The organism is Micromonospora sp. IBHARD003 (genome assembly GCF_056106285.1).
The window spans coordinates 693,563-715,263 of the sequence record NZ_JBWBBX010000001.1 but is presented as its reverse complement, the minus strand read 5'-3'; the positions used below and the strand labels follow the sequence as shown (position 1 = coordinate 715,263).

The following is a 21,701-nucleotide window of genomic DNA, read 5'->3' as shown; positions in this document are numbered from 1 at the left end:
CCGAACGGAAACAAGGGAGCTTGTAGTGATCTCGTTACCCACCACCCGCATGCGGCGCAGACGTACGGTCGTGGCAGCAGTCGCGTCCGGGATGCTCGCCACACTGCTGACGGCCGGACCCGCGGCCGCCACCCCCGACCCCGGGGACGCCCCGCACCACGGGTCCGTCTCCGCGGCCCAGCGCGCCGACGCCAAGTCCGCGGTGGCCAACGGAGAAATACCCGGCGTGGACGAGATCGTCCACAGTGACAACGTCACCCCTCTCGCGAACATCCCCAAGGAAGCCCTCAAGGGCCTCAACTCCGACCTCGCCTTCCAGGGCAGATACGCCTTCGCCGGCAACTTCGACGGCTTCCGGATCTTCGACATCGGCGATCCGAAGGCCCCGAAGACGGTCGCCCAGGTCCTGTGCCCCGGATCCCAGAACGACGTCTCCGTCTCGGGCGATCTGCTGTTCCTCTCCACCGACTCCTCGCGCAGCGACAACTCCTGCACCAGCACATCGAAGCCTGCGACCGAGAAGTCCTCCTGGGAGGGCATCAAGATCTTCGACATCAGCGACAAGCGCAATCCGAAGTACGTCGCCGCGGTGGAGACGGCCTGCGGCTCACACACGCACACCCTGGTGCCCGAGCGCCGCGACGTCTATGTGTACGTGTCCTCGTACTCGCCCGACGCCGCTTTCCCGGACTGCCAGCCGCCGCACGACGGCATCTCCGTGATCAAGGTGCCGCGCAAGGCGCCCCAGAAGGCAGCCGTCGTCAACTTCCCGGTGCTCTTTCCCGGTGAGGGACCGGACGGCGGCGGCAACCCCGGCGATCCGACGAACCCGGACCTCTCCAAGACCACGGGCTGTCACGATCTCACCGTGCTGCCCTCGAAGGACCTCGCAGCGGGCGCCTGCATGGGTGACGGAATCCTCTTCGACATCAAGGATCCCGAGCAACCCAAGGTCATCGACCGGGTCCAGGACAACGTCAACTTCTCGTTCTGGCACTCGGCGACGTTCAACCAGCGTGCCGACAAGGTCGTCTTCACCGACGAGCTGGGCGGTGGCAGTGGTGCCACCTGCAACGCGAAGACCGGGCCGAACCGCGGTGCCGATGGCATCTACGACATCGTCGGCAAGGGGAACAAGCGCAAGCTGGTCTTCCGCAGCTACTACAAGATCGACCGTCACCAGGCGGACACCGAGAACTGCGTGGCCCACAACGGCTCGCTGATCCCGGTCAAGGGTCGCGACATCATGGTCCAGGCCTGGTACCAGGGCGGTGTGTCGGTATGGGAGTTCACCGACTCCGCCAAGCCGCGGGAGATCGCCTACTTCGAGCGCGGTCCGCTGTCCACCGACACCCTCACCACGGGCGGTTCGTGGTCGGCGTACTACTACAACGGCCACATCTACTCGAACGACATCGTCAAGGGCCTCGACGTGCTGAGACTCGACGACCGTCGTACCGATCCCGCGAAGCGGATCCGGATGCGCGAGCTCAATGTGCAGACCCAGCCGGACTACTTCGACCGCTACTGACCGGAGTCCCCGGGCTCGAGACGCGTCCCGCCGGGCGGCATGCCGCCCGGCGGGACGCCGAGTTCCCACTCCAGCCCGTACCGCTGGAACAGCTCCGCGCGCAGCCTCGCGAGCGGCATCGGCGCCCCCGGCAGCGCCACCGCGAACACGGCGCCCATCAGCAGGGCGCGCAGCAGCGGGTAGTCCGCGTCCACGTCCGACGAGCCGTACCGCCGGATCGTGTCCCGCAACAGGAACTCCAGCCGCTGCTGCTCGGGGCACCGGACGAAGCCCTCCGCCTGCAGCATTCCCGCCATATGCGCCCGCATCAGCACCGGCCGGTCCACCCCGAGCCCCAGCACCGCGTCGATCGCGCGTGCCAGACGCTCCCTGCCGTCGTCCGTGCGCGGCTCGCGCTCCAGCGCCGCCTCGAGTGTGTGGTGCATCAACCGGTGCACCGCCGACTGGAAGAGCTGCCGTTTGCCGCTGAAGTAGTACGAGATCAGACCGCGTGCCGACCCCGCGCGGTCCGCGATGTCACCCAGGGTCGTCGCGTCGTAACCGTGCTCCCCGACGAGGTCCACGGTGGCCTGCAGCAGACGCTCCCTGGAGCGCCGCCGGAGTTCTTCATTGACCGACGCGCTCCGCGGGGACATGCTTGACTCCTGCGTTGACTGGCTTCCAGCCAATATACTCGGCGCACTCCGCTGTGCCGGGTCTGCGTGCCTGGTCAGCGGCGATGGCTGGCCCGACCGGGCGACACGGGGGATCGCCCGGTCCGGTCGGTGGCGTCCTCGGCGACGTCATATCCGGAATCCGGACATCCGACGGCCGTACCGCTCGTAGGTCACGATGGTCAGGGCCACCAGACACAGCCCCAGCAGCCACCCGCCGAGAACGTCCGTGAACCAGTGGACGCCCAGGTAGAGCCGGGTGAAGCCCACCCCCAGCACCGAAACGGCCGCGACGACCACCGCGGCACACCACAGCCGCGGCCCCACGTCCTGCCGCCCGAGCAGCCACAGAAGCAGCCCACAGGTGACCATCGCCGTCATGGCGTGACCGGAGGGATAGGCGGCGTACTGCGCGCTGTCCAGCGGGTGTTGCCAGTGCGGCCGCTCCCGGCCCACCGCGGACTTAAGCCCTTGCTGTACGGCGGCGCTGAGCGCACCCGCGGCGATCAGCCACAGAGCGAGGCACCACGCCCCGCGCCACAGCAGCAGCAGGACCGCGGCGGCCAGCAGCGCGCGCATGGTCCACGGGTCCCAGACCCAGTCGCTGAAGACCTTGTTGACCTGGGTGAACCCGGGCTCGGCCAGCGCCGAGTCGTGCAGCGACCGCGCGATGGTGGCGTCCAGCGTCATCAGCGGGGCCCATCCGGCGGCGACCGGTATCAGCAGCGCGAGTGAGAGCAGGGCGGTCACCGCCGCGGTGCGCGCGGGGGAGGGAACGGGGGAACGTGCCCGTGAGGAACGGGCGGGAGGGGCTGGAGCCGGCATGGGACCGATCTTTGCCCACGATCACCGCCGCGGGCTATCCGAGTGCCCTCAGCCCGGGCACGAATGCCACGACCAGCGGAACGACCGGGACGAGCGCTGCCGCGGCGGTCAGCCGCAGCCGGCGGCCCGCGGTGAGCCGGGGCACCGGCGCCAGCAGCCGGTTCACCCGCTGCGGCAGCTGCGCGTCGGCGCTGGGGCAGGGGCCGAACACTCCGCGGTGCTCGTTCAGTTCCACCAGCGCCAGGGCGATGGTCAGCCGGCCGAAGCGGCGTGACGCGGTGTCGTCCGCGGCCAGTTCCACCAGCCGGTGCATCTCGTTCCGGAACGCGGCGAAGACCGGCACCTGGGGAAACCCGTTGGCGAGCGCGGACGAGCAGTGCAGCAGCCAGTCGTGCCGTGCGCGAGCGTGCCCCTGCTCGTGCGCGAGCACCGCGTCGAGCTGACGCCCCTTCAACCTGCGCAGCGCCGCCGTGGTGATGACCAACTGCGGTGCGCCGCCCGGCAGCCACCATGCGTCGGGGCGTTCGCCCTCCAGCAGGACCAGCGGATCGCTGCCGGGGGCCTCTCCGGGCAACAGGGGGGCGCGCACCAGGAGTTCGGTCCGGCGCCGACTGCGGCGCACATGGGCCCGGTACACCTCGCGGGCCAGCATCGCACCGGTCCACAGCCCGCCGCAGGCCAGTACCACCGCGAGCACCGCCGACCAGGGGCCGTGGGCTCCGAGCGCGTACGCCTCGACCACCGCGTGCGGCGCGGGTGCGAAGACCTGGCCCCGTACGGCCTGCCAGGCCGCGGCGGCACTGAAGGTCATGGAGAGTGCGAAGCTCAGCAGCACCGCCGCCACCACGCACTGCCACACCCACAACGCCACCACCGGCTCGCGCTCCGGCCAGTCGGCCCGCGACATCAGTCGCGGAGCCACGACGGCGGCCAGTGCGCCGAGCAGAAGCAGCGCGAGGGAGACCATCATGGGCACCAGCCTATGAGCGCGGTACTACCGCCGGGTATGCCCTCGAACGGCAAGTGACGTACGCCACGGGGTTCGTGCCCCGGTGTGTCAGACGGTGAGCAGCATCGCGACCATGGCGACACCCATCGACACCCTGCACGCCAGCGCCAGCTCGGGCCGCGCGCCCCAGGCCACGCCCGCGGCCACCGACGGTGCGGCCGCCGGAGCGAGCCCCGCACCGGCACGCAGCACGAACACCACGAAGTACACGAGCAGTGCCCCTGTGAGCAGGGGGACGCCGCCGGGTCCGGCCTGCACGGCGTGCCCGGCGGGTCCCGTGTGCCCTGCGTGTCCCGGGGTCGTCCCGCCGCCGGGCGCCATGACCACGGCCATGTACACCATGGCCAGTGAGCCCATCAGATGGTGCAAATGATGCAGATGGTGCACCCCGTCCCCCGGTGCGCCGCGTACCGCCTCCCAGAGGGCGCCGGCGCCTGCCGCCGCGAACACCACGGCGTACACCTGCCAGGCCCACGACGGCAGCGGTACGGCGGTGGCCGGCACGGCCATCGCGGCCATCCCGAACCCCATCACCGCCTCTTCGCCCGCCCTCCTGCGCTCCCCGCCCGCGCTGCTGCGCATCCGGAGCACGCAGTACGCGCCCGACGCCGTGGACACCACGACCAGCAGCCACGCCGACATCGCCGTTCCGTGCACCGGGCACCTCCCCGCTCGACGGTGTCGAGGGCGTGATGCCCGTGGCGCCCGGGGCGCATACGAGCGCACAGGGGTACACGGGGAGCTCGGGGAGCGGAGCCCGGCGCCTCACTCACCGGCCGGCAGCCGGCCACGGTGTCAGGGCCGGTGCCGCAGCGGATGGTCCTCGGGCACCTCGACCACGGCGATGCGCACCCCGTCGGGATCGCGCACCCACATCTCCACCAGGCCCCACGGTTCCCTTCGCGGCGGCTGCTCGACCGTGGCACCGTGCGCCAGGACGTGTCCGTAGGCTGCTTTGGCGTCCGAGACCTGGAGCCACAGCGAGATCCCGGGCGCCGGCGGGGTGTCGGAGCGTCCCGAGAGCTCCAGGAAACCGCCGCCGAGGAAGTAGACCGTCCCGCGATCGGGTCCGGTGCCGAACTCCCGGTAGATCTGCAGGGCGAGTACGTCCTCGTAGAACCGCCGGGACCGCTCGGGATCCGTCGGGCGCAGCAGGATGCGGCTGCTCAGCACGTGCATCATGCTCAGCACAGTAGAGGGCGCACGAGCGATCGGAGATCCGACACTTGGACGCGGCTGCCCGAGGGCATCCGCCGGGCGACCTCCGCGGTGGCGGTCCGGGCGGCCGGTCGTCGCCAGGTGACGGCGGTGCCGGTGCGCGACCAGCTCATCGCCCGGTGCGAACGACCGGTGCGGCCACCGCCGTATGGGGAAGGGCGACGCCCTTCCCCATACGGCGACGAGCGCTTCGGATACCCGCGGGGCGACGACCTCGAGTGCGAACTGCGGGCAGGGGTGGTCAGGCCGTGAAGCGGCCGGTGCGCCGGATCTCGGGGTAGTCCGTGGTCGCGCCGTCGAGCTCGAGCGCGCGCGCAAGCCGCAGATGGTTCTGGGTGTTCACGACCCAGCCGATGACCTTCAGCCCCTCGCCGTGCGCATGCTCCACCGTCTCCAGTGTGAGCCGGCGGATGTTCAGCGACAGCGTGGCGGCACCGACCGCCTGGGCGCGCTCGACCACGTCGCTGCCCCAGCGGCTGGCCACCAGGGCCGTGCGCACCCCGGGTACCAGCGAGGCGATCTCGGCGATCGCCTCGTCATGGAAGGACGAGACCTCCACCCGGCCGGCGAGATCGCGCTTGAGCATCACCTCGGCGAGCGCCCGGGCCGCCGCGACGTCCTTGATCTCCGCCTGGAGGGGAGCGCGCACGGCGTCCAGGACCTCCTCGAAGACCGGGATGCGCTCCCCTTGGCCCGCGTCGAGCTCCCGCAGTTCGGCCAGGGTCTTCTCGGCGATCGGCCCGGTGCCGTCGGTCGTACGGTCCACTTCCGCGTCGTGCATGACGACGAGGGCGCCGTCCTTGCTCAGATGGAGATCGAGCTCGATGACGTCCATGCCCGTCTGCTGGGCGCGTAGGAAGGAGCGGAGGGTGTTCTCCGGTTCGACACCCATGACCCCGCGATGACCGATGGTGAGGAAACTCAAGATCTTCTCGCTTCCGTCGTTGGTTCGGGCTCGGGTCGCCTGCAGCTCCCGCGCGGCCCCCGGTGCTCCGCCGGTCCGCCACGCGGCACGGCGCAGCCTAGTGGCCCGCGTGCACGGCGTAACCGGTCGTGCACGAGCTGGTAGGACTGGGGGGAACGGGAGCTTCAGCCGCCGGCGCGGAGCTTGCGCTCACCCGTGCGTGGGCGCGTCCTCGCCCGGCTTGACGGACTTGCCGGACGGGCTCCCCGGAGGTGCGACCGGTAGCCCCGGAGGCATGGTTTCCGGCCACCGGGGAACACATCCACGGGCCGGCGCACGATCCCTGGCGGCCGCCCGGTCTCCATCCGCCCGAACCCTCACTCGCCGCAGTCATCGCTTCGCCATCTGTATACGACAGAAGAATCTGCGGCGACCAAGGGGGTCTGGCAGGATAATTTCCCAAGGTCACCCTTGTAGCGAGGACAGGCGCTTGGATACGCTGCCTTGACGCGAGTTTCTCCCGAGAAGGAAGTGAAATGACGGAAATCCTTGTGCAGGTCGCTACCCGTAGCGAAATAGCCACCGCGGACCGGGTGATCGAGCACCCGGCCTGGCGGACACTCAAGGATGCCGTCGAGGAGATCCGGCCCTGGCAGTCCAAGGACGGGTCGATCGACTTCGACGCCGAAGGCGCTCCGGTCCGGGCCGCGGCGGAGTACGCCGTCGAGCGGGTGGTCGCCGCGGTCGAGGAGCTCTCGCCGCTGCTGCCGCACGACGCCGCGTACCACAAGGCGCTCGTCGACGACCTGAAGAAGTGGGCCGACAGCGCCTTCGACGTCCCGGACTTCCTGGACTCGCTGCTCGCCTTCCAGCCCGCCGCGGACCGCCGGGACGGCCTGCAGCACATGGTCGTCTTCCCCATGTACACGCAGAACGGCAACCCGGACCGCAACCTCGAGGCGGTCGTGCTGCGCATGGTCTGGCCCGAGTGGCTCGCCGAGCTCGAGGCCACCCGCTACGACAACCCGCTGTTCTGCGGCATCACCTTCGAGGACTTCACCGCCGGTTACGACACCAACTCGGCCGTGCTGTTCCCCGAGACCATCGCCGTGCGCGAGGCGCCCGAGCGGTTCAGCTGGGGCGGCATCTTCTGCGACCGCGAGGCGGCCCGCTTCCGCCGGGTCACCGAGGCGGCGGTCGACATCCTCGGTGTGGAGCTGCCCGAGGACATCGCCGCGATGGTCCACGACCAGGAGCGCTGCGAGAAGGCCTTCGTCCTGTGGGACATGATCCACGACCGCACCCACAGCCACGGCGACCTGCCCTTCGACCCGTTCATGATCAAGCAGCGCCAGCCGTTCTGGATGTACGGCCTGGAGGAGCTGCGCTGTGACCTCACCGCCTTCAAGGAGGCCGTGAAGCTCGACGCCGAGGGCAACGGACACGGGCGCGACGTGCAGTACGCGGTCCTCTTCGACCGTATGTTCCGCTTCCCGCTCTCCGGCGACCGGGTGCGCAACTACGACGGCCTCGGCGGCCAGCTGCTCTTCGCCTACCTGCACAAGCACGACGTGATCCGCTGGACCGACAACAAGCTGCGCATCGACTGGGAGCGGGCCCCGCAGGTCACCAACGAGCTCTGCGCCGACATCGAGCAGCTCTACCGGGACGGCATCGACCGCCCGAAGCTGGTCCACTGGTTCAAGGCCTACGAGCTGGTCTCCACCTACCTCGCCCCGCACCCCGGCTCCCGCTGGGCCAAGGGTCCCGACGCCCTGGACCTCTCTCAGCCGCCGCGCAAGCTCGTGGATGACGTGCTTCCGGACGAGTTTCCGCTCAGCATGTTCTTTGAGGCGCTCGCCAAGAAGCTGAAGAATGTGATCGCCTCCACCAAGGGGATCACGGCGGAGAACGCCGAGCGAGCTGCTGCGTGAACACTCGTACCGAGGAGACCGACACCATGAAATCGAACGGCAACGGAGTGCTGGACGGTGCCGTGATCGCGGTGGCCGGTGCCGCCGGGCCCGCCGGCCGTGCCTGTCTGCTGCGCCTCGCGGAGGCCGGGGCGGTCGTCGTGGCCGCTGACGCCGACACCGAGCGTCTCGCCGAGGCGGTCGACGCCGCGCGGTACGCGCACGGCGGTGCGACCGTGACCGGGGACACGGTCGACCTGCTCGATCTCAACGCCACCCGCGACTGGGCGAAGCAGACCGAGAAGGAGTTCGGCCGGATCGACGGTCTGGTCCACCTGGTGGGCGGCTGGCGCGGCAGCGCCACCTTCGCCGAGACGGAGCTCGCCGACTGGAACCTGCTGGAGAAGCTGCTGATCCGTACCGTCCAGCACACCTCCCTCGCGTTCCACGAAGCGCTCAAGCGCAGCGACCGGGGCCGTTTCGTGCTGGTCAGCCAGTCCGGATCGGCGAAGCCCACCGAGGGCAACGCCGCGTACGCCGCCTCGAAGGCGGCGGCCGAGGCGTGGACCCTGGCGCTCGCCGACGCCTTCCGCAAGGCCGGGGGCGACGAAGGTCCGCACGCCGCGGCTGCCATCCTGATCATCAAGGCACTGGTGCACGACGCGATGCGCGCGGAGCGCCCCAATGCGAAGTTCGCGGGCTTCACGGATGTCAAGGAACTGGCCGAGGCCATCGCCGGAGTCTGGGAGCGGCCCGCCCAGGAAGTGAATGGACAGCGTCTGTGGCTGACCCCCAAGCCGTGAGCCCGTCGAAGCATGTGACCACGGATGCCCGTCGGCACCACGATCCCGAGGTACGGGGCTTCGCCAGCGACAACTACGCGGGTGCGCACCCGGAGGTGCTGGCTGCCCTCGCCCTGGCCAATGGAGGTCACCAGGTCTCCTACGGCGAGGACGCGTACACGGACCATCTGCAGCGGGTCATGCACAGCCACTTCGGCTCGTCGGCCGAGGCGTTCCCCGTCTTCAACGGCACGGGCGCCAATGTCGTCGCGCTCCAGGCGCTCACCGACCGCTGGGGCGCGGTGATCTGTGCCGAGTCCGCGCACATCAACGTGGACGAGGGCGGCGCGCCCGAGCGGATGGGCGGCCTCAAGCTGCTCACCGTCTCGACACCGGACGGAAAGCTCACACCCGAGCTGATCGACCGGCAGGCGTACGGCTGGGACGACGAGCACCGCGCCATGCCGCAGGTCGTCTCGATCACCCAGAACACCGAGCTGGGCACGGTCTACACCGTCGACGAGATCCGCGCGATCGTCGAGCATGCGCACGGCCTCGGGATGAAGGTCCACCTCGACGGGGCGCGGATAGCCAACGCCGCCGCGTCGCTGGATGTGCCGATGCGCGCGTTCACCAACGCGGTCGGTGTGGATGTCCTGTCGTACGGCGGGACGAAGAACGGCATGCTCTTCGGCGAGTCCGTCGTCGTCCTCAACCCGGACGCGGTCAGCCATATGAAGCACCTGCGCAAGCTGTCCATGCAGCTGGCCTCCAAGATGCGTTTCGTCTCGGTGCAGTTGGAAGCCCTGCTGGCCAAGGACCTGTGGCTGCGCAACGCCCGGCACGCCAACGCCATGGCCCAGCGCCTCGCCGAGGGAGTGCGAGCGGTCGACGGGGTCGAGATCCTCTACCCGGTCCAGGCCAACGCGGTCTTCGCACGTCTGCCGCACGAGGTGAGCAGGCGTCTGCAGGAACGCTTCCGCTTCTACTTCTGGAACGAGGCGGCCGGCGACGTCCGCTGGATGTGCTCGTTCGACACCAGGGAAGACGACGTGGACGCCTTCGTCCTGGCGCTGAAGGAGGAGATGGCCCGCTGAGGGTCATCCCGTATCGATCGTCGAGGGCCGCCCGGCACTGCCGGGCGGCCCTCGGTGGTCCGGAGGCGGTGTCAGGCAGACTTCGACGGAGCCCCACCGGATCGGCTGGGCGTCACACCGTCACGCGCGTGCGGACTGCCAAAGCCGCCGAGCGGCTCCCGGCCCCCCGGCTCCTCGGCGGCGATGCTCCTCAGCGTGCGGCCGAGCCGGCGGGCATACCACCGCTGGATTACGGGCACCAGCGGGCCCGCGAGCCGTGTGTACCAGCGAGCCGCCCGGGAGAAGGCCGTCACCGTGAACCAGACCGTGTCGTCGTCGGCGAGCTCCACGACGAAGGATTCCTCGCCCTGCTCGGGATGCCCGGGGCGGGTGCCGTAGGCGAATCCGATGCGGACGTGGTCGTACTCCACCCAGATGACCTGACAGGGCGCCGTGAAGCGCAGCGGACCCACGCCCAGGCGCACGTCGACGACGGTACCCGGCTCGGCGAACGGCGAGGCCGCCCAGACCCGGGCTCCCGACGCGCGGTGCATCCGCCAGCTGGTGACCGCGTGGCCGGCGGCCTCGAAGGCGGCGCGGCCGTGGCCGATGGCGGTGCGGTGGTGGAGGTGCTGATAGCCCTCGGGAAGGGGGTCGAGGCGGGTGGCGCCGGCCTCGGCGTAGCTCAGACGGGGTGTGGTGTCCATGAGGCACTCCTCGGTCGGGGTATGAGGCGTTCTTCGGGTGTCAGGCGTTGCGGACGGGGGCTGGGGCGCCGCTCGGCGTCTGCGGTGTACGGGCCAGGCGCTGCCAGGCCAGCAGCGAACACAGTGCGAACCCCAGGGCGTTGCCGATGCCATGTGTGGCCGCCATCCAGGTGAGGCTGGGGTGAGGCAGTCCCGTGGCCTCACCCACCGCCCAGCTCAGGGCCAGCAGCATCGTCGCCGCGAGCGAGGCCGCCGACACCGTGAGCAGGACCCGGGTCGGCCGCCGGGTGCTTTCGGTGCGGACGTCGCGCCAGGTCAGCAGGGCGACGGTCCACATCCCGGCGGTCAGGACGATCGCCCCGGCCAGCTCGGTCGCGTCGTTCACGAAGTATCCGGCGAGTACGAGCAGGGTGCCGAAGGGGACGCTGAGCGCGGCGAAGCGGCCCGCCGGTCCGTCGGCGGCCCGGCAGACGAGTCCGGCCACCAGTGCCGCGGCGAAGCCCGCGAAGTGGAAGTGCGGCACGGTCAGAGCCAGGATCTCCAGGTCGAAGCCGAAGAGCCGGTGGCCGGAGCGCTCCGCCACCAGTGCGACGCCCGCGACGGCCGGGGTGACGAGAGCCGTGAGTGTGGCGATCTCGGCAGGGGCCAGGGAGCGGGTCCGCCACAGCCGCACAGGGGCGTGCAGGGCGAGGGCCACGGTGGCGATCGCGTACACCGAGGCCAGTGCCGTACCGACGGCCCCGCGCGGCAGCCAGAGAGCCACTGCGGCCGGTGCGGCGAGCCAGGGCCAGAGCCGGATCAGCGGCTGCGGAGTGGGGGCGCCGACGAGCCGGAGTCCCGCGGGGACGATCACTGCCATCCCGAGTGTCACGATCACGTTGACCAGTGCAGTCATCGCGCGACCCCCTCACTTGAACGTGTTCAACTGTGTCGCGGTTGAGCTTAGAGGTGTGGTTGAACATGTTCAAGTCCACTTCGCGCGACTCGGGGCTCCCGGGTGGCGCGGGCAGGGTTGTCGTCCGCCGCGGCCCCAGGGGTAGTCGAATGAGCTGTACTGTGCAGTGCTATACGATGGACTTCGTGGTCCTCATTCCGTCACTCCGGAAGCACTGAAGCAAGGCAGACGATGACTCTTTCGCTCACCGTGTCGGACGAGGTGCGGACCCTCGTCCCCGGCTTCGCCCATCTCGCCGTGGAGGCTCGTGACCTGGTCAACGGTCCCAGCGATGAGGCGAGTTCGGCACTGCTCGACCAGGCTGCGGCCCGTCTCGCCGAACGACTCGGCGGTCGCGCCCCGCACGAGGACCCGCACATGGCCGCCTGGCGCGCGGCCTACACCGCCTTCGGGGCCAAGCCGTCCCGTACGCGCAACTCCGCCGAGGCACTCGCCCGGCGTGCGCTCTCCGAGGGCGGGCTGCCCCGGATCAACCGGCTCGTGGACGCGTACAACGCGATCAGCGTCGCGCATCTGATCCCGGTGGGCGGAGAGGACCTCGACCGTATCCAGGGCGGGATGCGCCTCGTCCGCGCGACCGGCGACGAGCCGTTCGTGACCGTCGCGCAGGGCGAGGAGTCGGTGGAGCACCCCGACGCCGGGGAGATCGTCTGGAGCGACGACGAGGGAGTGACATGCCGGCGGTGGAACTGGCGGCAGGGGCCCCGCACCCGGCTCACCGAGGAGTCGGTGAACGCGCTGTTCCTGCTGGAGTCGCTGCCGCCCATGACGAACGGCGAGCTCGAGGCCGCAGGCGCCGAGCTCGCCGAAATGCTGGAGAAGCTGAGTCCCGGGGCATGCATCACCGTCCGCGCCGCGGACTGACCCGGATCCTGTCCGGGCGGCGCGCGCCCCCTCAGCCCGCCTCGCGGACCTCCGCCGGGGTCGGCGCCGTGCCGCCGAGGTGCGCGGGCACCCACCAGGTGTCGTTCGCGTCCTTCGGGCGTACGGGGTAGGCCCGCTGAGCCGCTTCAAGAAGCTCCTGCACCCGCTCACGCAGCCGTCGGGTGATGGCGCCCGCGTACTGGTCCTTGGGCGCCGCCATCGGTTCGCCGACCCGGATCGTCACGGGGATGTGGCTGCGCTTGAGGTTCCTCGGACGTCCCTTGGTCCACACCCGCTGGGTGCCCCACAGGGCCATCGGGATCAGAGGGACGCCCGCCTCCTGCGCGAGCCGCGCGGCACCCGACTTGAAGCTCTTGAGCGTGAACGACTGGGAGATGGTGGCCTCGGGGAAGACCCCGATGATCTCGCCGGAGCGCAGCGACTCCAGTGCGTGCGCGTAAGCCGCCTCGCCCTGCGTTCGGTCCACGGGGATGTGCTTCATCCCGCGCATCAGCGGGCCCGAGATCCGGTGCCGGAATACCGAGTCCTTCGCCATGAAGCGGACCAGGCGCTTCTGTGGCAGGGCTGCCAAGCCGGAGAAGATGAAGTCGAGGTAGCTGATGTGATTGCTCACCAGCACCGCACCGCCGGAGCGCGGAATGTTCTCCGACCCCTGGGTGTCGATCTTCAGGTCAAGCGCCTTGAAGAAGGTGAGAGCGGCGCCGACGACCGGCCGGTAGACAAGCTCAGCCATAGGTGGGGAGACCCTTCCTTACTGTGCCCCGGGAGGGTGCGCCCGGCGGAAGTTACGCAGCCGTAGGTTTTCGGCATTGAGGCAGATCGTGCCCCATGCGCGGCGCAACGGCCAGCCCTGGACGCCTCAGAGGGCGAGATTCTCATCACGTCGTGTCACCGGACGGGAATCTGTGCGGCCTCACAGGCGCTGTTCACGGGCGACGGAGACGGGCCACCGGCACCGGCGGGCGGTGCGGCGACGGATGTGGACGGCGGGCGGACTCCGTCCGTCGGGCAGACTTCGTCGATGGGTCGATGGGTCGATCGGCCGGTCGACGGGCCGCAGTCGGTCGGGTGGACACAGGGCAAGTGGCAGGCGGGCAGGGGCAGTGGAAGCAGCAGCCGAGCGAGGACCGGGGATGAACGGGCACGCACCAGGACGACTCGGGCCCACCGAGCTGGGTGCGGAGCTGGGGGAGCGGGCGACACTGGTGCAGTTCTCCAGCGCCTTCTGCCAGCCCTGCCGGGCGACGCGCCGGACGCTCGCCGAGGTGGCGGCCATGGTCGATGGAGTCGCCCATGTGGAGATCGACGCCGAGGACCGGCTCGCACTGGTCCGTGCGCTGGACATCGTGCGCACGCCGACCGTCCTGGTGCTCGACGCGAGCGGCCTGATCGTACGGCGGGCATCGGGGCAGCCCCGTAAGGCCGATGTCATCGCGGCCGTCGGTGCGGCGCTGTGACGCCCGGCCACCGCAGCGTGACGCTGCTCCCATATCGCGGGACCCGCTTGACTGCGCGAGCCTGCGATCGCCAGGCTGGCGACGTGCCATCTCTCTTCCTTCTCCACGGCCGGGCTTGTGCGAACCCGGCCCGTCATGCGACCGCGCGCTGTCCGGGTGTCTGAACAACCCCGGAACCACTGTTCGCAGCACTCGCAGAAGGACAACTCGATGGCGCCACTGCCCGGTCTCGGCACCCCACAGCTCGCTTCACCCGAGCTGCTCCGCTCCGTCTTCCGGCGGCACGCCGCGGGCGTCGCGGTCATCACCGCACGGGGCGAGCGTCCCGTCGGATTCACGGCCACCTCGCTCAACTCCGTCGCGGCCGAGCCCCCGCTCGTGTCGTTCGGTATCGGCACGGCGTCGTCCAGCTGGCCCGTCGTCTCGGACGCCGAGCACATCGGCGTGCACATACTCGGCGAGCACCAGCGGGAACTGGCCGCCACGTTCGCGCGCAGCGGCGCCGATCGCTTTGCGCCGCCCACCCGTTGGCGCAACGGGCCCGAAGACGTTCCGGTCCTGGACGGTGTGCTCGCCTGGCTGGTCTGCCGTGTGATCGCACGGGTGCCGGCGGGCGACCACTGCATCGTGATCGCCGAGGCGGTGGCCGGTGAGCCCGATGGCGCCGGGCGTCCGCTCGTGTACCACCAGGGCCGCTTCAACGCGCTCAGAGACTGATTCAACGCTCGGGGCAACCGCGAAATCCCGGTTACACAGCGTTGTCAACATCACAGTTCCAAGCGCTTGCTTATCGACGCTCTCCGCTATGTACTGACGAGTAATATGACGTACGGGGCACCGGTCGTCGCGACCGGAAACCCCGCCTTCGGGCGCCTATGCTGCCTGCACAAGGCAGGCCCCCCTTGGCTTCGGTGCGGGGGACCCACGGAAAAGACGGATGCAGTAGGAGAGCCGGCGTGAGCTTGAGGATCGTTGTCTGTGTGAAGTACGTGCCCGATGCCACCGGTGACCGGCACTTCGCCGATGACCTGACCGTCGAGCGGGATGATGTGGACGGTCTGCTGTCGGAGCTGGACGAGTACGCGGTCGAGCAGGCGCTGCAGATCGCCGACGAGGCGGACGAGGCGGAGGTCACGGTGCTGACCGTGGGTCCGGAGGACGCCAAGGACGCGTTGCGCAAGGCGTTGTCGATGGGTGCCGACAAGGCCGTCCACGTCGAGGACGACGATCTGCACGGCAGTGATGTGATGGGCACGTCGCTGGTGCTGGCCAAGGCGATCGAGAAGACCGGCTATGACCTGGTGATCTGCGGTATGGCCTCCACCGACGGCACCATGGGTGTGCTGCCGGCCATCCTCGCCGAGCGTCTGGGTGTCCCGCAGGTCACCCTGCTGTCCGAGGTTTCGGTCCAGGACGGCACGGTCAAGGGCCGGCGTGACGGGGACAGTGCCAGCGAGCAGCTGGAGGCCGCCCTGCCCGCGGTGGTGTCGGTGACGGACCAGTCGGGTGAGGCCCGCTACCCCTCCTTCAAGGGCATCATGGCCGCGAAGAAGAAGCCGGTTCAGTCGTTGGACCTGTCCGACCTCGAGATCGAGGCGGAGGAGGTCGGTCTTGAGGGTGCCTGGAGCGCGGTCGACTCCGCGGCCCAGCGTCCGGCCCGTAGCGCGGGCACGATCGTCAAGGACGAGGGCGAGGGCGGTAAGCAGCTCGCGGAGTTCCTCGCGAGCCAGAAGTTCATCTGAGCTTCGGTCAACCGCTAGTCGTCCCGCATCCTTTGCAAGCAGGAGAGAAGAAGTCCCATGGCTGAAGTTCTCGTCTACGTCGATCACGTCGACGGTGCCGTTCGCAAGCCCACGCTGGAGCTGCTGACGCTGGCTCGTCGTCTGGGTGAGCCGGTCGCCGTCGCTCTCGGTTCCGGCGCCGAGGCCACCGCCGGCGTCCTCGCCGAGCACGGTGCCGTCAAGGTCCTGACCGCCGATGCCCCCGAGTTCGCCGACTACCTGATCGTCCCGAAGGTCGACGCCCTGCACGCCGCCTACGACGCCGTGTCGCCCGTGGCGGTGCTGGTGCCGTCCTCCGCGGAGGGCAAGGAGATCGCGGGCCGTCTCGCGGTCCGGATCGGCTCCGGCATCATCACCGACGCCATCGACCTGGAAGCCGGCGAGCAGGGCCCGGTGGCCACCCAGTCCGCGTTCGCCGCCGCGTTCACCACCAAGTCCCGCGTCTCCAAGGGCACCCCGGTCATCACCGTGAAGCCGAACTCGGCCCCGGTCGAGCCCGCCCCCGCCGCCGGCACCCCCCAGGCGCTGACCGTGTCCTTCACCGCACAGGCCACCGGCACCAAGATCGTCTCCCGCACCCCGCGCGAGTCCACCGGCCGCCCCGAGCTGACCGAGGCCGCGATCGTGGTCTCCGGTGGTCGTGGCGTCAACGGCGCCGAGAACTTCGCGGTCATCGAAGCCCTCGCCGACTCCCTCGGTGCCGCCGTCGGCGCCTCCCGCGCCGCGGTCGACGCCGGCTGGTACCCCCACTCCAACCAGGTCGGCCAGACCGGCAAGTCCGTCTCCCCCCAGCTCTACATCGCCTCCGGCATCTCCGGCGCCATCCAGCACCGAGCCGGCATGCAAACCTCCAAGACCATCGTCGCCATCAACAAAGACGCCGAAGCCCCGATCTTCGAACTCGTCGACTACGGCGTCGTCGGCGACCTCTTCGACGTCGTCCCACAGCTGACCGAAGAGGTCAAGACCCGCAAGGGCTGAGCCCGAAGGGCATCCGTCCGGGGCCGCACGGTGAACCTCACCGCGCGGCCCCGTGCCGTTCCGGTGGACCATTGACGCAGATCAGTAGCCCCCACTAGCTTCGCCATACGGATGGAAGATTCCGGTGAGTGGAAAATGGGAGGGTGTGCATCGATGGGGCAGCAGGAGAAGGCGAGCACGAGCCTGGCCGACGCGGTCAGCAAGGCCATCAGCGCCTCCCTCGCACCGGTGGACGCGGAGCTCGCCCGCCGCTACCCGGGAGACCCCGGCACGCGTCAGCCCGTCCACACGGTCTACGTGCCCGGTGAGAACTTCGGCGCGGACACCGTACGGTCCTGGGGCGACCAGGCCCTCGCCGCCCTCGACGCGCACGCCCCGGACGCCGAGGCTCTGGCGCGGGTGCTCGGGCTCTCCGACGAACTCGCCGAGCCCGTCCACGCCCGGGTGCGGGCCAAGCTGGAGCGCGAACCGGTCGAGGATCTGCGCGTGGACTTCGAGGACGGCTACCGGGGCGTCGACGAGGACGCCGACGCCGCCCGCGCCGCCCGACTCCTCGCCGAAGCGCACTCCGGGGCCGCCGCCTCCGGACCGGCTGTACGGCCCGGCGCCACCGCCCCGTACACGGGCATCCGTATGAAGTGCATGGAGCCGGCCGTGCGCGACCGGGGCATCCGCACCACGGACGTCTTTCTCACCGGCCTGTTGGAGCACGGCGGTCTGCCCGCCGGGCTGGTCCTCACCCTCCCCAAGGTCACCTACGCCGAACAGGTCACGGCGTTCGTCCGGCTTCTGGAGGCCTTCGAGAAGACGCACGGCCTGGACGCGGGGCGGATCGGCTTCGAGATCCAGATCGAGACCAGTCAGGCCATCCTCGCCGCCGACGGCACCGCCACCGTCGCCCGGATGATCGACGCCGCCGAGGGCCGCGCCACCGGGCTGCACTACGGCACCTTCGACTACAGCGCCTGCCTCGGCGTGAGCGCCGCGTACCAGGCGAGCGACCACCCGGCCGCGGACCACGCCAAGGCCGTCATGCAGGTCGCGGCCGCGGGTACAGGCGTGCGGGTGTCCGACGGCTCGACGAACGTGCTCCCCGTCGGCCCCACCGAGCAGGTCCACGAGGCATGGAGGCTGCACTACGGACTGACGCGCCGTGCCCTTGCCCGGGCGTACTACCAGGGCTGGGACATGCACCCGGCCCATCTCCCCACCCGCTATGCCGCGGTCTTCGCCTTCTATCGCGAGGGCATGGCGGCGGCCGCGGGCCGGCTCGCCGCCTACGCCGCGAGGACCGAGGGCGGCATCATGGACGAGCCCGCCACCGCGAAGGCGCTCAGCGGCTATCTGCTGCGCGGACTGGAGTGCGGAGCCCTCGACGACGACGAGGTGACCCGGCTCGCAGGGCTGAACCGCGAGCAGCTCGAGGCTTACGCACGTCCGCGACGTGGCGAACTGAGCTCCGGAACGCGGTGAACCGAGCCCCGGAACGCGGTGAACGGATGCCCGTGTGCTCACGGTCCGCACGGTCCGTTCATGACGGTCGTTCCGGGACGGCGCAGGCGACGACCGTGGACACGACCCTGTGGACCGCTTCAGGCTCCGGCGGGGTGCCTTCCCGGTCGGCGAAGAGCAGATGGCAGGCCCCGATGAGCGTGGGGGCGAGGGTGCCGACGTCGGCGTCGGCCGCGATACGGCCCACAGCCCGCTCGGCGGTGAGATAGGAGGCGATCATGGCGGTCGCCTCCGCCAGGACCGGGACCCCCGTCGATCCGGCCTGGCGCAGCCGGGTGCGCAGCCCGTCCCTGGAGATCACGAGGCCGACGATCGCCACCGCGACCGAAGAGCCGAACAAGTCCATCAGCGCGGCGGTGAGGTTGTCGGTGACAACGCCGGTCCCGGCGTCGTCGTTCAGGGCGGCGGAGCGGCTGTCGATCCGGCCGATGTGGTCCCGGACCAGCTCGGCGAGAAAGGCGTCGAAGTCGGCGAAGTGCCGGTGCAGCACACCCTTGGCGCAGCCGGCCTCCGCGGTGACCGCCCGGCTGGTGAGCGCGCTCGGTCCGTCCCGGAACAGGACGCGCTCCGCTGCATCGAACAGTTGCTCGCGGGCATCGCGCATGGCCACGCCTGTCGGCATCGTGCGTCCCTTCTTCCCCTACGGGCTTGCCGTTTGACGAGTGGGCATGTGCCCACCATAGTGGGCGCATGCCCACTTTACCGCCCGAGCGAGCGGGCCTCTCCTCGCGCACGCCCCATCAAGTCCGTGAGCTGGCAGAGTCGTTCGGCTCGGACCCCGAGCGATACGACCGGGCCCGCCCCCGCTATCCCGGCCCCATGGTGGAGCGCATCGTCGCCGCCGCCCCCGGCCGGGCCGTCGTCGACGTCGGCATCGGTACGGGTATCGCGGCGCGGCAGTTCCAGGCGGCCGGCTGCGAGGTGCTCGGAGTCGAAGCCGACCCGCGGATGGCCGCGTGGGCGCGTATGCGCGGGCTCGACGTCGAGGTGGGGGCGTTCGAAGCCTGGGATCCCGCGGGCCGTGTGTTCGATGTGGTCGTCTCCGGGCAGACCTGGCACTGGGTGGACCCCGTGGCAGGGGCGGCGAAGGCTGCCGGGGTGCTACGGCCGGGTGGCCGGCTGGCGGCGTTCTGGAACGTGGACCGTCCGCCGTCCGCTGTCGCGGAGGCCTTCTCCGCGGTCTACCGCCGGATCGCGCCCGACTCGCTCGCCGCCCGCCCGCGGGCAAGCGAGGACGGGTACGCCGCGCTGTGCACCCGGGCGGCAGACGGAATGCGCGAGACCGGCGCGTTCGGTGACCCCGAGGAGTGGCGATTCGACTGGGAGCGGAACTACACCCGGGACGAGTGGCTCGACCAGTTGCCCACCACCGGTGGACACGCCCAGCTCCCGCCCGACAAGCAGGAAGAAGTGCTGACGGGCATCGGAGCCGCCGTCGATGCTCTGGGGGGTGGCTTCACGATGCGTTACACCGCGCTGGTGATCACAGCTGTTCGCACCGGTGCGGGAACGCGGACCGACTGACGGCGCAGGGCGGCGCGGGCCCGCCTCGTGCGCGGCCGGCGCACGGAGACGGGCCCCCACCGGCCTGGTGAACCAGGCTGTCACTCCACGATGTTGAACACCGTCGTGGTGCGCTCCTCGAGGAGGCACGCGTTCATCGGCTGGACGAGCGCCTCGTGCTCGGAGCTCATCCGCCACTGCTTGATGGCCTCCATGTTCTCCCACTCGCTGGTGAGCAGCCACTGCCCGGGATTCTCTGATGAGCGGCACAGCTGCTCGCCGAGATGCCCAGGACTTGCCGCGGCCTTTCTGCGTACCTGTTTGTACGCCTTGACGAAACCGTCCTCCATGCCCTCGCGGACATGGAGCAGCCTCACGACGCGGATACGGCCCGAATCCTGAGAGACAGCTATCGAAGGCTTCACAATCCCTCTCCCTCCGCCTCGGACGGAATTGCCGCCCCAACCATTGTCTTGAGCGGTGAACTCAGCGCAACTCGGTGCAACTCTCCGTGTTCGGCGCGGTGTGGCCCCCGCACCCCGGAGGGTGTGAGGGGACGCACTCCCCGGCGCGACGCTCCGGCTCCGCATCGCAGGACGCCATGGCGAACTCGTCGGCCGGGAGCGGGCGTTGCTCCCGCGATACGAGGGGCGCGGCGGGTCCGCCGGGCCCGTACGGGGTCACCGGTGGTCCGCCGCCCCGTGCCGAGGTCCATGGCCGGTCTGCGGAGGACCCCGGCGGGCCGGCGCCCCTTCAGCGCGTCCCGGGCGGCGGCGGCAGCTCGCCGGAGCCGCGTGCGAGCAGCCTCGTCGTGAGTTCGACGCGGGCGGGCTCCTCGGTCGCACCGTCCAGCCGGCGGAAGAGCTGTTCCGCCGCCGTACGCCCGAGCGTCGCGGAGTCCTGGGCGATGACGGTGATGCCGAGCAGATCGGCCAGCTCGATGTCGTCGAAGCCGACCAGGGCGACGGGGGTGTCGCGCCCCGCGAGCACCCGCACCGCCGTCACGGTCACGCGGTTGTTGCCGGCGAAGAGCGCGGTGACCGGGTCCGGTCCCGCGAGCATCTCCTCCACGGCCGCAGTGACCCGCTCGGGATCGGTCGAGCCCAGCGCGACCCATCGCTCGTCCACGGGCAGACCGGCGTCCTCCATGGCGGCGCGATAGCCGCGCAGTCGCTCCTTCGCGGTGTGGATGCACGGCTGGTCGCCGATGAACCCGATCCGCCGGTGTCCGTGCGCGACCAGGTGTGCGACGCCCTCCCTGGAGCCGCCGAAGCTGTCCGACAGCACCACGTCTGCGTCGATCCGGCCGGCGGGGCGATCCACGAACACCGTGGCGATGCCCGCCTTGATCTCCGGTTCGAGGTAACGGTGGTCGTGTCCGGCAGGGATGACGATGAGTCCGTCCACGCGACGGGCGCACAGCGCGAGCACCAACTCCTGCTCGCGGTCCGGGTCCTCCGCGCTGGAGCCGTTGATCAGCAGCGCGCCATGGGCCCGCGCGACCTCCTCCACCGCCCGGCTGAGCGGACCGTAGAAGGGGTCGGCGAGGTCCTCCAGCACGAGCCCGATCGACGCGGTGCGGCCCTTGCGCAGCACCCGGGCGCTGTCGTTGCGCCGGAAGCCGAGGGCGTCGATCGCCTCCTGCACCCGGCGTTCGGTGTCCGGGGTGACACCCGGCTCGCCGTTCACCACCCGGGAGACCGTCTTCAGCCCGACCCCGGCGCGCGCGGCCACGTCCTTCATCGTGGGCCGGGTGCCGTAGCGGTTGGTCGCGGGTCGGCGGGCGAACTCGGCCACAGTCAGCTGTCCTGTCGTCGTCGGTGCGCCCTGTCGGGGCGCCGGGGTGAGCCCTGCGCGCCCCCGGCATGATCCAGACGGAAAACCCTACCGCCGGGAGCCACCCAGCGTTCCTGCTGTGCAAGGCTGTGGCGTCGAGCATAGGCCCTGGACAACGTTGTCAGGGCAGGGGAGACTGGTGATCGAAGCCGCAGGTCGGCGTTTTGTCCGGC

The 21,701-nt window shown here is 70.3% G+C and carries 23 protein-coding genes; 11 read left to right on the top strand and 12 right to left on the bottom strand.

Features of this window, described 5'->3' with window-relative positions; genetic code table 11:
- Window positions 1-49 precede the first annotated feature (49 nt).
- Window positions 50-1,531, top strand: coding sequence for an LVIVD repeat-containing protein (locus ACTWOL_RS02960; RefSeq protein WP_474301082.1), 1,482 nt, complete (start codon window positions 50-52; stop codon window positions 1,529-1,531).
- Here ACTWOL_RS02960 and ACTWOL_RS02955 read toward each other — a convergent pair.
- From ACTWOL_RS02955 to ACTWOL_RS02930, 6 genes are all read right to left on the bottom strand, one after another.
- Entirely contained in the window at window positions 1,525-2,166 is a 642-nt protein-coding gene (locus tag ACTWOL_RS02955; protein ID WP_474293989.1) for a TetR/AcrR family transcriptional regulator, read from the bottom strand. The genes ACTWOL_RS02960 and ACTWOL_RS02955 overlap by 7 nt on opposite strands.
- Window positions 2,167-2,313: 147 nt before the next feature.
- On the bottom strand, window positions 2,314-3,009 hold the full coding sequence (locus ACTWOL_RS02950) for a phosphatase PAP2 family protein (protein WP_474293987.1): 696 nt from the start codon (window positions 3,007-3,009) through the stop codon (window positions 2,314-2,316).
- A gap of 34 nt (window positions 3,010-3,043) precedes the next feature.
- A complete protein-coding gene (locus ACTWOL_RS02945) occupies window positions 3,044-3,979 on the bottom strand; it encodes a M56 family metallopeptidase (RefSeq protein ID WP_474293985.1) in 936 nt (311 codons plus the stop codon).
- A gap of 87 nt (window positions 3,980-4,066) precedes the next feature.
- On the bottom strand, window positions 4,067-4,675 hold the full coding sequence (locus tag ACTWOL_RS02940) for a DUF5134 domain-containing protein (protein ID WP_474293983.1): 609 nt from the start codon (window positions 4,673-4,675) through the stop codon (window positions 4,067-4,069).
- Window positions 4,676-4,813: 138 nt separating this feature from the next.
- A complete protein-coding gene (locus ACTWOL_RS02935; protein ID WP_474293981.1) occupies window positions 4,814-5,200 on the bottom strand; it encodes a VOC family protein in 387 nt (128 codons plus the stop codon).
- A gap of 277 nt (window positions 5,201-5,477) precedes the next feature.
- Window positions 5,478-6,161 (bottom strand): glycerophosphodiester phosphodiesterase, encoded by a 684-nt coding sequence (locus ACTWOL_RS02930; protein ID WP_474293979.1) that lies wholly within the window; start codon window positions 6,159-6,161, stop codon window positions 5,478-5,480.
- A 515-nt stretch (window positions 6,162-6,676) separates the two neighbouring features.
- Here ACTWOL_RS02930 and ACTWOL_RS02925 point away from each other — a divergent pair.
- From ACTWOL_RS02925 to ACTWOL_RS02915, 3 genes are read left to right on the top strand one after another with little or no spacing between them, the layout of a single operon-like run.
- On the top strand, window positions 6,677-8,074 hold the full coding sequence (locus tag ACTWOL_RS02925; RefSeq protein WP_474293977.1) for a DUF6421 family protein: 1,398 nt from the start codon (window positions 6,677-6,679) through the stop codon (window positions 8,072-8,074).
- On the top strand, window positions 8,071-8,856 hold the full coding sequence (locus ACTWOL_RS02920; RefSeq protein WP_474293975.1) for an SDR family NAD(P)-dependent oxidoreductase: 786 nt from the start codon (window positions 8,071-8,073) through the stop codon (window positions 8,854-8,856). Before ACTWOL_RS02925 ends, ACTWOL_RS02920 begins: the two co-directional genes overlap by 4 nt.
- Window positions 8,853-9,932: a threonine aldolase family protein gene (locus tag ACTWOL_RS02915; RefSeq protein WP_474293973.1), complete on the top strand. Its 1,080-nt coding sequence runs from the start codon at window positions 8,853-8,855 to the stop codon at window positions 9,930-9,932. Before ACTWOL_RS02920 ends, ACTWOL_RS02915 begins: the two co-directional genes overlap by 4 nt.
- A 71-nt stretch (window positions 9,933-10,003) precedes the next feature.
- On the opposite strand, the gene ACTWOL_RS02910 is transcribed toward ACTWOL_RS02915, so the two are convergent.
- Both ACTWOL_RS02910 and ACTWOL_RS02905 read right to left on the bottom strand, forming a co-directional pair.
- A complete protein-coding gene (locus tag ACTWOL_RS02910) occupies window positions 10,004-10,618 on the bottom strand; it encodes a DUF1990 family protein (protein WP_474293972.1) in 615 nt (204 codons plus the stop codon).
- Between the two features lie 40 nt (window positions 10,619-10,658).
- Complete coding sequence (locus tag ACTWOL_RS02905; RefSeq protein WP_474293970.1) at window positions 10,659-11,513, bottom strand: YndJ family protein; 855 nt, start codon at window positions 11,511-11,513, stop codon at window positions 10,659-10,661.
- Window positions 11,514-11,744: 231 nt separating this feature from the next.
- On the opposite strand from ACTWOL_RS02905, the gene ACTWOL_RS02900 reads away from it, so the two are divergent.
- Window positions 11,745-12,437 (top strand): B3/B4 domain-containing protein, encoded by a 693-nt coding sequence (locus tag ACTWOL_RS02900; protein ID WP_474293968.1) that lies wholly within the window; start codon window positions 11,745-11,747, stop codon window positions 12,435-12,437.
- Between the two features lie 31 nt (window positions 12,438-12,468).
- Here ACTWOL_RS02900 and ACTWOL_RS02895 read toward each other — a convergent pair whose 3' ends face one another.
- A complete protein-coding gene (locus ACTWOL_RS02895; protein ID WP_474293966.1) occupies window positions 12,469-13,191 on the bottom strand; it encodes a lysophospholipid acyltransferase family protein in 723 nt (240 codons plus the stop codon).
- A 400-nt stretch (window positions 13,192-13,591) separates the two neighbouring features.
- Here ACTWOL_RS02895 and ACTWOL_RS02890 point away from each other — a divergent pair, with 400 nt between their 5' ends.
- From ACTWOL_RS02890 to ACTWOL_RS02870, 5 genes are all read left to right on the top strand, one after another.
- Window positions 13,592-13,915, top strand: coding sequence for a TlpA family protein disulfide reductase (locus tag ACTWOL_RS02890; RefSeq protein WP_474293964.1), 324 nt, complete (start codon window positions 13,592-13,594; stop codon window positions 13,913-13,915).
- 210 nt (window positions 13,916-14,125) lie between these two features.
- Window positions 14,126-14,632: a flavin reductase family protein gene (locus tag ACTWOL_RS02885; RefSeq protein WP_474293962.1), complete on the top strand. Its 507-nt coding sequence runs from the start codon at window positions 14,126-14,128 to the stop codon at window positions 14,630-14,632.
- A gap of 245 nt (window positions 14,633-14,877) precedes the next feature.
- Entirely contained in the window at window positions 14,878-15,657 is a 780-nt protein-coding gene (locus tag ACTWOL_RS02880) for an electron transfer flavoprotein subunit beta/FixA family protein (RefSeq protein ID WP_474301081.1), read from the top strand.
- Between the two features lie 57 nt (window positions 15,658-15,714).
- Window positions 15,715-16,677, top strand: coding sequence for an electron transfer flavoprotein subunit alpha/FixB family protein (locus tag ACTWOL_RS02875; protein WP_474293960.1), 963 nt, complete (start codon window positions 15,715-15,717; stop codon window positions 16,675-16,677).
- Between the two features lie 153 nt (window positions 16,678-16,830).
- The gene (locus ACTWOL_RS02870; protein WP_474293958.1) at window positions 16,831-18,150 is read left to right on the top strand and encodes a DUF6986 family protein; all 1,320 of its coding nucleotides are present in this window, start codon (window positions 16,831-16,833) and stop codon (window positions 18,148-18,150) included.
- 58 nt (window positions 18,151-18,208) lie between these two features.
- Here the strand turns inward: ACTWOL_RS02870 and ACTWOL_RS02865 are convergent, their stop codons facing one another.
- A complete protein-coding gene (locus ACTWOL_RS02865; RefSeq protein ID WP_474293956.1) occupies window positions 18,209-18,811 on the bottom strand; it encodes a TetR/AcrR family transcriptional regulator in 603 nt (200 codons plus the stop codon).
- Window positions 18,812-18,879: 68 nt separating this feature from the next.
- Between ACTWOL_RS02865 and ACTWOL_RS02860 the strand changes: the two genes are divergently transcribed.
- Window positions 18,880-19,713 carry a class I SAM-dependent methyltransferase gene (locus ACTWOL_RS02860; protein WP_474293954.1) on the top strand — a complete coding sequence of 278 codons (834 nt, stop codon included), beginning with the start codon at window positions 18,880-18,882 and terminating at the stop codon, window positions 19,711-19,713.
- Between the two features lie 80 nt (window positions 19,714-19,793).
- Here the strand turns inward: ACTWOL_RS02860 and ACTWOL_RS02855 are convergent, their stop codons facing one another.
- Together ACTWOL_RS02855 and ACTWOL_RS02850 are read right to left on the bottom strand one after the other, a co-directional pair.
- Window positions 19,794-20,117, bottom strand: coding sequence for an antibiotic biosynthesis monooxygenase family protein (locus ACTWOL_RS02855; protein WP_474293952.1), 324 nt, complete (start codon window positions 20,115-20,117; stop codon window positions 19,794-19,796).
- A gap of 328 nt (window positions 20,118-20,445) precedes the next feature.
- On the bottom strand, window positions 20,446-21,489 hold the full coding sequence (locus ACTWOL_RS02850) for a LacI family DNA-binding transcriptional regulator (protein WP_474293950.1): 1,044 nt from the start codon (window positions 21,487-21,489) through the stop codon (window positions 20,446-20,448).
- Window positions 21,490-21,701 lie beyond the last annotated feature (212 nt).